General features: G+C 66.4%; 8 protein-coding genes. 2 read left to right on the top strand and 6 right to left on the bottom strand.

All coding sequences use genetic code 11. The features are described 5' to 3' along the window. Positions 1–264: 264 nt before the first annotated feature. Positions 265–4,809 carry an SDR family NAD(P)-dependent oxidoreductase gene (locus ABFX45_RS45210; RefSeq protein WP_346137264.1) on the top strand — a complete coding sequence of 1,515 codons (4,545 nt, stop codon included), beginning with the start codon at positions 265–267 and terminating at the stop codon, positions 4,807–4,809. 673 nt (positions 4,810–5,482) lie between these two features. On the opposite strand, the gene ABFX45_RS45205 is transcribed toward ABFX45_RS45210, so the two are convergent. The 6 genes from ABFX45_RS45205 to ABFX45_RS45185 all read right to left on the bottom strand — a co-directional run bounded on the left by ABFX45_RS45205 (position 5,483) and on the right by ABFX45_RS45185 (position 9,405). Further along, positions 5,483–5,680: an acetoacetate decarboxylase family protein gene (locus tag ABFX45_RS45205; RefSeq protein WP_146231931.1), complete on the bottom strand. Its 198-nt coding sequence runs from the start codon at positions 5,678–5,680 to the stop codon at positions 5,483–5,485. Positions 5,681–5,984: 304 nt separating this feature from the next. Then, positions 5,985–6,521, bottom strand: a complete 537-nt coding sequence (locus tag ABFX45_RS45200) for a sigma-70 family RNA polymerase sigma factor (RefSeq protein WP_346137263.1) — start codon at positions 6,519–6,521, stop codon at positions 5,985–5,987. Continuing rightward, on the bottom strand, positions 6,485–6,925 hold the full coding sequence (locus tag ABFX45_RS46760) for a condensation domain-containing protein (protein ID WP_428834300.1): 441 nt from the start codon (positions 6,923–6,925) through the stop codon (positions 6,485–6,487). The genes ABFX45_RS45200 and ABFX45_RS46760 overlap by 37 nt, the downstream gene beginning before the upstream one ends. Then, the gene (locus ABFX45_RS45195; RefSeq protein WP_211337798.1) at positions 6,859–8,088 is read right to left on the bottom strand and encodes a cytochrome P450; all 1,230 of its coding nucleotides are present in this window, start codon (positions 8,086–8,088) and stop codon (positions 6,859–6,861) included. The genes ABFX45_RS46760 and ABFX45_RS45195 overlap by 67 nt, the downstream gene beginning before the upstream one ends. A gap of 954 nt (positions 8,089–9,042) precedes the next feature. After that, a complete protein-coding gene (locus ABFX45_RS45190) occupies positions 9,043–9,210 on the bottom strand; it encodes a hypothetical protein (RefSeq protein WP_346137262.1) in 168 nt (55 codons plus the stop codon). A gap of 3 nt (positions 9,211–9,213) precedes the next feature. Then, a complete protein-coding gene (locus ABFX45_RS45185) occupies positions 9,214–9,405 on the bottom strand; it encodes a hypothetical protein (RefSeq protein ID WP_346137261.1) in 192 nt (63 codons plus the stop codon). Between the two features lie 318 nt (positions 9,406–9,723). Between ABFX45_RS45185 and ABFX45_RS45180 the strand changes: the two genes are divergently transcribed. Further along, positions 9,724–10,075 (top strand): AAA family ATPase (locus ABFX45_RS45180; RefSeq protein ID WP_346137260.1); only part of this gene is annotated, 352 nt, incomplete at its 3' end.

Below are 10,075 nucleotides of genomic sequence, written 5' to 3'. Positions count from 1 at the left end.
CAACTGGTCGCTCTGGTCCGAGCCGGCGCCCGCTTCGAGAACGGCACACTCGTCGAACGACCCGACGAACACGCACCACCCACCGCAGCATAAAGATCTTCATCCACAGGTCTTGACTATTGCTCCGGACACGTCGACTGGGAACAGTGCTTCCCCGGCGCGGTAACCGCTGTCGACCTGCCGAAGAACCCCTGGCAGGGGCAGCGTTACTGGAACGAGAGTGAGACCTCGCTCCGGCAGCGGGCCGGTGGACAGAGCCACCCCATGCTCAAGTGGGTCGACTCGATACGCCCCACCTGGGAGATCAAATGGGACGACTACCGGCTGACCTGGGTGCGCGACCACGAGGTGTTCGGCTCCGTGATCGTGCCGGGCGCGGCATATGTGGAGGCGGCGCTGGCGGCGGGCCAGGCACTGCTGGGTGAGCCGGTCAGCCTCGAGTTCGTCGAGTTCGAACGGGCGTGCGTGCTCGACCCGGAGCAGCCGACGGTCAGCCGAATCGAGCTGGATCAGGCCTCCGGGACGTTCGAGGTGCACAACCGGCCGGTTCGAGGCGACAACTGGGTCCGCAACGTGCACGGACGCTTCCACCGCGCGAGCCCGGTGGCGAAGCAGTACGACATCGCGGGCATCCGCGAGCGGTGCACGCGTGTGCACAAGTCAGCCGCGATCTACGGTCTGATGCGACAGCGCGGGTATGCGTACGGCCCTTCCTTCTACGGCATCGAGCGACTGCACGTGGGCGCGGGCGAGGCATTGGCGCACATCAAGCCACCACAGCTGCTGCAAGGCAAGACCGAGGACTACCTGCTGCACCCGGTCATCCTGGACGCGTGCTTCCAGAGCGCGATCCTGCATCCGCTGAACGACCGCACGGACGACCTGTTGCCGTTCACGTATCTTCCGACGTCGATCGAAGCGGTGCGAGTACACGGCGACCTGTCGACGGCGGCCTGGTGCTACACCAAACTCCGCAAACTCGACATCACAGGACTGTCCGTCGACGTCTACGTACTGGACGCGCAAGGACGACTGATCGCGGAGTACGTGCCGATGCACGGAAAGATGGTGCGGCAGAACCTGCCGAACGATCCGCAGAACCTCGACAACCACCTCTACCGGTTGGCTTGGCAGCCGACCGGCGAGAAGACTGCCTGTCGCAGCGCTCTCGCCGCCGAGCTGCGTTCCGCGGATCTCGAGCTGACGGAACTGGTCGAGCGGTTGCACCGGAACTCCTACACCGAGGCCTACCAAACCGATCTGCGTCGCCTCTGCTCGGCTTACGTGGCGGATTGCCTGCGTTCCTTCGGGCACAACCTCGCCGTGGGCGACACCTTCACGCTGCCGGAAGTCCAAGAGGCGCACCGCAAGGCCTTCGCCGGTCTGGCGCGGTTCCTCGTCGCAGATGGCTTGCTGGCCGATCGGGACGGGGTGTTCGAGGTCGTGCAGCCGATCGACTTGGATTCGGGATTGCTGTGGCGCCGGGCACTCGAAGACCACCCGGCCTGTGTGTGGGAACTACAGCTGCTCAGGCGAACCGGTAAGCACCTGCACCACATTCTCGCCGGCACGGTGGATCCGCTGACTGTGCTGTTCCCAGGCGGCTCGCACGCGGACACCGAGCCGATCTACCAGACGTCGCCGATCAGCCGCTTCCACAACATGATCATGCGGAAGGCGGTGGCCCGTCTCGTCACCGAAGCCGACAGCCGACGCACCATCCGCGTGCTGGAGGTCGGCGGCGGCACCGGCGGCCTGACCGCGAACCTGTTGCCGGTACTCCCCGCCGAGCGGTGCGAGTACGTCTTCACCGACGTCTCTCCCGCGTTCGTGCAGGCAGCGAACGACAAGTTCCGCAGCTATCCCTTCTTCTCCGCCCAGACACTCGACATCACCGGCGATATGGAGGCTCAGGGAATCTCGCCGGATTCCTTCGACTTGGTGCTGGCCTCCAACGTCGTGCACGCGACCGCCGATCTCAAGCACACGATCTCGCAACTGCGTGAGGTCCTCCTGCCACAGGGCGTGCTCGGCTTGATCGAGGCGCTGCCCGGCAACCGGTGGCTCGACCTGACCTTTGGCCTGACCGCGGGCTGGTGGCACTTCCGTGATCTCCAGTTGCGGCCGGATGGGCCGCTGCTGACCACCGATCACTGGCGAGAGCTGCTGAACTCAGTCGGCTTCGACCAAGTCGTCGCCTTCCCGGAGAACGACGAATCCGGTGGTCAGGCGGTCCTGCTCGCCCGTCGGCCCCTGGCCGAAGCCGCACAGACGGACGAAGAACCGGAATGCACGGGCGACTGGCTCGTCCGATCCGATGGCAGCGAACTGGCGCGGGCGCTCGTCCAGCGGATCGAGGCCCGCGGTGGACGGGTACACGAAGACGTCTCCGATGTTCTGCTGAAAGGCGCGATCGATTTCTCCAGCGCGGACGGCTTCGACGTCGTCAAACTGGCCCGGCAGCGGATCCCCAAGCTCTTCGTCGTGACGCGTGGCGTGCACGGTGAGCGAAACGACGACGTCCGGCTCGACGGAGCGGCGGCGTGGGGCGTGGGACTGGTCGCCAACCTGGAACTGCCGGAGACGGTCACCAAGCTGATCGACCTGGACGCCGCGCCGGACGAGACGGACGTCGACGCGGTGTGGGCTGAACTGTGGCGGGACGACGACGAGCGCGAGGTTCTGCTGCGGGCAGGCGAACGGTTCATCCGCCGCCTTGTCAGAGTGACCGAGCTGCGCAAGCCCGTCGACGCTCGCCAGCTTCCGGATGGCACCGGGTTCCGCTTGGAGATGTCCAACCCCGGCGCGCTGGACGAGCTGACCTGGCAGGCCGTGCGACGGACGCCTCCTGGCCCTGGCCAGGTTGAGTTGCGGATCACCGCGGCGGGCCTGAACTTCCTGGACGTGATGACCGCGCTCGGGAACGTGCCGACGCTGGAATCAGGCACCGGGTACCGCTTCGGCGCCGAGTGCAGCGGCGTGATCACCGGTGTCGGCCCGGACGTCCGCGATCTGACCGTCGGTCAGAAGGTGATCGCGCTGAGCAGCGCGCAGGGCGCGATCGCGTCGCACATCACGCTGGATGCCTCCTGCGTCTTGCCCAAACCGGACTCACTGGCCGTGGAAGAGGCCGCTTGCGTGCCGATCGTGTTCCTCACCGCGTGGTACGCGCTGCGCAAACTGGCCCGGTTGCAGGCCGGGGAACGAGTGCTGATCCACTCCGCGACGGGTGGCACCGGGCTCGCCGCGATCCAGCTGGCTCGCGCGATCGGTGCCGAGGTGTTCGCGACCGCCGGCACCCAAGAGAAGCGGGACCTGCTTCGAGCGCTCGGTGTCGCCCACGTCATGGATTCACGGTCGGTCACCTTCGCCGAGCAGGTGCGGTCGGCGACGAACGGCGCCGGTATCGATGTCGTGCTCAGTGCCGCGTCCGGGGAGACCGTCGACCGCAGCATCTCCTGTATGGCCGCCTACGGTCGCTACGTCGAGATCGGTAAGCGGGATCTGCTGGACGACCGCAAGTTCGGCCTGCGGCCGTTCCTGCGCAACCTCGCGTACTTCGGTTTCGACCTGCGCCAGCTGCTGGTCGACCGGCCCGAGGCGGTTCGTGTCGAACTGGAGGAACTGCTGAAACTGTTCGACACGGGTCAGCTGCGACCGCTGCCGACGCGGGTGTTCCACCCTTCACAGGTCGAGACCGCGTTCCGCCACCTGTCCGCCGGCAAGCACATCGGCAAGATCGTGCTGTCGATGGACGAACACGAACTTCAGGCGTCGCCCCTGCCGGCCGCGCCGCTGTTCACCGGCACCTGGCTGATCACCGGTGGTTGCGGCGGGGTGGGCCTGGCCATGGCGGAGTCCCTTGTGGACGCCGGCGTCCGCAGTCTGGTGTTGCTGGGGCGTTCTGGTGCCGACGAGCGCGCAGAAGAGAGGATCGAGCAACTGCGGCAACGCGATGCCCAGGTCGTCGTCGAACGGGTGGACATCACTGTCAGGCAACAACTGGCCGACGTGCTCTCCAGGGTTCAGCGCGAGATGCCCGCGTTGAACGGCGTCATCCACAGCGCGATGGTGCTGGACGACTCGTTGATCACGGTGATGAACCGGGAGCGGTACGATCGGGTCGTCGCGCCGAAGTTGCTCGGCGCCCTCCATCTGCACGAGCTGACCGAACATCTGCCGCTGGCCGCGTTTGTGCTGTTCTCCTCGGCCACTTCGATGATCGGCAACATCGGCCAGGCCAACTACGCGGCGGCCAACACGTTCCTGGATCAGCTTGCCGAAGCGCAGCACGCACGAGGCCTTCCGGCGCTGAGCGTGAACTGGGGAACCTTCGCTGACGTCGGTTATGTCTCCCAGCGCGAAGAAATCCGCCAACTCGTCGGCGCCACCGGGATGCGCGAGTTCACCGCCCGGCAGGCATTCCAGGTCCTGACCAGGTTGTGCCAGGGCGACCAGCCGCGGGTTGGCGTACTGCCGATGAACTGGCCACAGTTCCTGCGCGCGCGGGGTGACGAGCGACGTTTCGCGGTCATGGCGGCCGACTGCGCCTACGACGAGCAGGTCCAGACCGCTGAGGTGGGTGACGAACTGGTCAAGGAGAGGCTCAAGGCGAAGATCTCCACTCTGCTGGGCATCCCGTTCGACGACCTCGACGAAACGATGCCGCTGGTGAACTACCTGGATTCACTGCTGGCCGTGGAGCTCAAGTCCTGGCTGGAGCGGGAACTGACCGCCCAGGTGAACATCATCGAGTTGATGCAGGGGCCTACCATCGCCCAGCTGGCGGAACGGCTCACCAGGACGTGAACGCGCGCCAGGCCCCGCCGGGTGCTTTCCGGCACCGGCGGGGCCTGGCGCCAAACGACCCGGCGAGATAGGGCAAAAGGGGGCAGACCGCGGTCGACCTGTCCGCTCCTGCCCCCTGCACGGGGGTGCCGCGCCGCTCGCTACTCAGTTCGTCGAGCCCGCGTTGTCGGATCTGCTTGAGGGCGTTGCCGAGTGCGGCACCCTCATCGGCGTCGAGCCCCACCTTCAAGATCAGGTCACGCGCCCGACCGCCTTCGACACACCGGACGGCACAGCTCTGCGCCGTCACGGATAGCGCCACCTCAGTGCTCGGGCGTTGCCGGGTCGCCGCCGTGAGCTTTCAATCCGTCACGCGTGCGCACAGTGGTGCTGGTGCTGCGCGGGCCGTCGTGGTCGGGTGGGACGTCGCGTCCAGCAGGCTCAGGCGTCGAACTCGGCCTCGAAGTGCTTCAGCCGGACGTCGCTGAGTGCACGAGCTCCGCGCAGTGTGGGAACGGCCGCCGACGCGTCCTCGAGCTGTTGCCTGCCCATCTCAGCGCGCGCCTTCGAACGGATGCAACGAACCGCGTGCGTCCCTGCAGCGGCTGCGCGAGTGTCAGGTTGACCGGGATCCTTGCGGGCAGTTTCAGTCCCGGTCGTGAGGCGCCGCGCACGGCGGGCAGGTCATCGGTTCTCAGCTCGAACGTGCCGGGTCGTGGTCGAAGGTGAACTCCGCCGGCCCTTTGCGGATGCCCCACATCTCGTTGCCCGCGACCTGGGAAGTCGGGCTGTCGACCCAACTGTGCGTGGTCGTGGCGCCCGGCTTGAGCCCTACGGTGCCCATCACCGCGAACAGGAACAGGTGGACGCCGGGAAAGTCGTGTTCCGCCACACGGAACCCGTACTGATTCGGCCGTGTCTGTCGAGATGACTGTTTCTGCCAGAACACCGCAGTGTCCGTGACGAACAGCGCCCAGGGCACAGTTCGATGTGGACCGTGACACGGCTGGCCACCTCGCCTTCGGTGACGGTGTCCATCGCTCTGTCGGCGCGGACCCCGGTGCGACTCGAGACGGAGTCGTCCTCACTCCCCGGTGCTGTCGGGCCGCCCGCTCAACAGTAAGCACGCCTGATGAACTGGGACACTGTCTTGTTTGCACCAGGGAGGCGGCGTGACAGAGCCGGATGGAGCGGGTTCACCGTGAACGCCGAACTGTCCGGGGTGTGCGGCAGCTAGGCCGCGAGCGGATCATCCGCGTCGTCCCGGAGCAACCGCAGTGCGCGGCGCAGCCGGGACTTGGCCGTGCCCTCGGGATGTTCAGCTCGTGTGCCGCCTGGCTCAGGGTGAAGTCACGCAGGTACACGTGCTCCAGGACCTCGCGGTCCTGCGGCCGCAGGACGTCCAGCATGGCCGTCACTGTCATTGACAGCAGGATCTCGTCCGCGTGGTCACGTTGGGTGTTGTCGCAGATGTCGGCGACCTCGAGTGGGCGCCGGGCGCGTGCTCTCGCTCGATCGATGTGCAGGTTGCGCACTACGGTGAGCAGCCACGGGGTGATCCTGTCTCGGTTCGACACCACCTCGGGCCGTTGCCACAGCCGGGTCATCGCCTCCTGCACGAGGTCCTCGGCCAGCCATGGCACCTCGGTCGAGCGGCCGGCGACCATCGCGGCGAACACGAGGTCTTCGGCGCCCGTCAAGTCGCGCAGCGTGGCCACCCAGACGTCCGCCATCGCGCCGAGCGGGACGTCCTGCTCGTGGGCCTGGGGGACCGCAGGGCCGCGGTCAGGCTGGGGAGTGGTGTGCGATCGTCGGCGCCCAGCGCGGGCAGGTCGAACAACTCGCCCAGCAGCAGGGACAACGACCATCCGTCGATCATGGCGTGGTGCAGGGTCAGCACGAAGGGATGCCGTTCCAGCCCGGCCCTGATCAGGTGGTAGCGAACGAGACGCGGAGCCGTGAGATCGACCCGTTGCGGGCGGTCGGCGGTGAACAGCGCCTCGACCCATGCCGGCGATCGGGTGGCGGTGACGTTCAGGAGACCCCAAGCGGGGCACGACCTGCCCCGCGCTACGGCAGTTCCTCCACGGTGATGGGGAGGCTCAGGCAGATCCGTTGTGTGCTGTAGGGCCTCCAAGTGGGTTGCCCGGCGATTCGGAACGGCGGCAGGTGATCCAGGATGGTCGTGAGCGCGACGGACAGTTCCATGCGCGCGAGTTGCGCCCCGATGCAGGTGTGCACGCCTCCGCCGAAGGCCACGTGATGCGGGCGGTTCGGTCTGGTCGGGTCGAAGACGTCGGCTCGCTCGAAGGCGTCCGGGTCGCGGTCCATCGCTCCGGTCATGAACCGGACTGGGGTTCCAGCGGGCAGTACGGTGTCGCCGATGGTGAGTTCACGGCGTGTGGTCAGGTTCGCGGCGTTGATGATGTGCGGGCTGCGGAAGCGCAGCGATTCCTCGATCCAGTCCGATGTCCGCGTGCGGAGCATGGGTGCGCTGTCCGGGTTCTCGAGGAGGTTGAGGACGGAGAGCGTGACAGCTGTGGCAATGGAAGTGTAGGAGCCCCACCACAGCAGCCAGCAGAGGCGGACGACGTCGTCGAACGGTGTGCGGTCGCCCGCGCGGATGATCCGGTCGAAGCCGGCGTCCGGGACGAAGCGTCGGGTGCGGATGCCGTCCTCGATGTAGGAGTAGAGGAAACGTGAGGCGGCGTCGGCGTCGGCGCTCGAGTCCGGGGTCCTCTTCGGGTAGAGGGCTTCGAACATGCGGGCCGGTACGGGGGCCAGCATGTCGAAATCATCGTCGGGGATGCCGAAGACGATGGCCGAAGTGCGTTGGGTGAGGCGCACGGAGTAGGCGTTGTGAAGGTCGACGACGTGGCCTTGACGCAGGTCGTGTGAGATGCCGGCGGCCAGGTCCTCTGCGACCCTCCGGATGCTGGCCGCGGACCGGGCGAGAAGGCTGTGATCGAAGGCGGCGGCCGCGACGCGGCGGAGCTCGGTGTGTTTGGGCGGTACCGCCTTGATCATGGACAGGTTGATGTTGCGGAGGGTGTGCGAGGCGTGGTCGTCCGACAGGCCGTCGCGGAGGTCCGGGCTCTTGATGTGGTGGACGTCGGCGTAGCGGGAAACGTAAGCGGTACCGTCGGGGTCCAGGTAGACGGGGTGGTTCCTCTGGAGCCAGGCGTAAACGGGATAAGGATCGGCGAGGTTCTCGGGCTCAGCGAGAACCTCGAAGAGGCTGAAGCCTCGTGGCGGCGCGGCTGACTCGGACGTTTCCAGAGACATCGACTCGACGGCCATGTACGCATCACCTACTTCGCCTTGACGATCTGCTACTGGCCTTGCCGATCGGAAGTTTGACGCGAGAACGACGAGGCGGATACACCTCGTTCCAGCGCGCGGAACATCGAGATCAGGCCAGAACACGGTGCAGGAGCTCATCCGGTCTGGTTGGGCACGACAACTCACAGCGCCTGGTCCTCGTGTCCCGCGGCTCCGAGAAGACTGAAGCCACCTCGACCTGAGACGATGCGGAAACATTCGCGGCCATGCTCATGGTCGACATTGGAACAAGGTGTCGTGCTGTGTGGACAGCGGCCGGTTCGCGCACGCCGCAGGCCCGGCCGTTTCTGGAGGACCTCTGAAGTCGGGGTTTCTCCTGAACGGATGTTCTTGTGAAAACACGGGCTCGAACAGGCTTCGGCGTCGTCGTACATTTGCCCCGGCGTCCAAGGCGGAGAACGCCGGCGGTAGCGGCAACGTTCAACGCGCGTGCGAGCTGCGTCAGATATTCTTGGCCGCCCATGTGCTGACCGCGGAGCCGTCCGCTCAAGACCGCGCCGATGCCTCAATGACCGAGGAAAATCGTGGTGCACCACGAGTCGAAGTGCACCAAGGGGCCGCCGCGCATCCACCGCGAGTTCGCGGGCCCCCGCGACGAACCCCGCAATCACGAGTCGGCTCCACCCTTCGAGCTCGCCGAGCAGCGGCATGCCTCTGTCAAGCAGCGCCTCCGCCCTGGCCACCTGAACCACAGCAACCGTCGGAGCCGGGGGGAGTGACCGATCCGGCCAAGTCCTCTTCGGTGCGACATGGTGGCTGCCAGTCCGGTCGAAGGAGAGGTTCACGTGACCGGCTGCGGGGATCTTGGCCCACGCTCGTCAACGGCGCCATGAAATGCAGACGCGATGGCTGTCACGTGGGGAACAGTCGAGTGCGTGATGAGGGCCTGAGCCCGGCGGGCGGCGATCGGACTCAGGCCGACGAGGTCACTTTCACCATGAATCCGGGATCGGTGCTGTCGTAGACCTTGACGCCCTTGCGGATGTCGATTGTCGCGGAACCCAGCACCTTGGGCTTGCGGTTGTTGACCTGGGCGGAGACCTCGATGCGCTCGGGCTTCTTGCCGGGTATGGCTTGCACGTGTCACTTGGCCGTGGGGATGACCGACATACCGCCACGTTCGAGGAACTTGACCGTGATACGAGCCTCGTTCGTGCCGCACACCTCGATGTTGCCGGATGCGACGGCCTGAGCGGTACCCGCTGACAGCACGACAGCGATCGCGACCGAGGTGATGGCGGTGGCGCCCTTTGCGTTGGTGCTGAGGGACTTCATTCGACGAAGTTGTCAGCGGCGCACTGACGTTCCGGCAAGCTCAGGTGCGGCGAGCAGGATCGTATACGCTATCAGCCAACGAATTTAGACGTCGAGTTCGACCCTCCACACTGGACACAGGTGCCGTGGGCGTCGCCGGCACGCCGTGTGCCGCCCTGCCTCGGATCCTCGAATGTCGGTGCGGGTCAACTCCCGGTGACCCGCCCGGCAGGCCCGTGCCGTTGCGCGAGGTGTCGGCGTTTCGTCGTCGGTGTGAGCCGGCCTGGTGAAGCCCGTGTCGACCGGAGTTGGGCTCGTCCGACGCGCGTGGTGGTGGTCATGTCGGTTAGCGACCCTCAGCGCATCCTGCGCGGCAGGCGCAGCGAGTGTGAGGCGCTGGATCGGTTGCTGATGGACACCCGGTCTGGCCGGAGTCAGGTCCTGGTGCTGCGAGGTGAGGCTGGGATCGGCAAGTCCGCGCTGGTGGAGTATCTGGTGGAACGTGCCGAGGGATGCCGGATCGCGCGGGCCAGGGGTGTCGAGTCCGAGATGGAGCCGGCGTTTGCGGGGCTGCATCAGCTGTGCACGCCGCTCATGGGGCGGCTCGGCCACCTGCCTGAACCCCAGCGTGAGGCGTTGAAGGTCGCGTTCGGTCTGAGTACGGGAAGTGCGCCGGACCGATTCCTGGTCG

This window comes from Lentzea roselyniae, assembly GCF_039537795.1.
In the GTDB taxonomy this organism is placed as follows: domain Bacteria; phylum Actinomycetota; class Actinomycetes; order Mycobacteriales; family Pseudonocardiaceae; genus Lentzea; species Lentzea atacamensis.
Note: the sequence above shows the minus strand (reverse complement) of the source record. Positions and strands in the feature narration are given on the sequence as shown.

Bases quoted from the DNA above. Each gene is read 5' to 3' on its own strand.
- ABFX45_RS45210 (WP_346137264.1), top strand. From the start codon at position 265: ATGCTCAAGTGGGTCGACTCGATACGCCCCACCTGGGAGATCAAATGG.
- ABFX45_RS45200 (WP_346137263.1), bottom strand. From the start codon at position 6,521: ATGGCGGACGTCTGGGTGGCCACGCTGCGCGACTTGACGGGCGCCGAA.
- ABFX45_RS45195 (WP_211337798.1), bottom strand. From the start codon at position 8,088: ATGGCCGTCGAGTCGATGTCTCTGGAAACGTCCGAGTCAGCCGCGCCG.
- ABFX45_RS45185 (WP_346137261.1), bottom strand. From the start codon at position 9,405: ATGAAGTCCCTCAGCACCAACGCAAAGGGCGCCACCGCCATCACCTCG.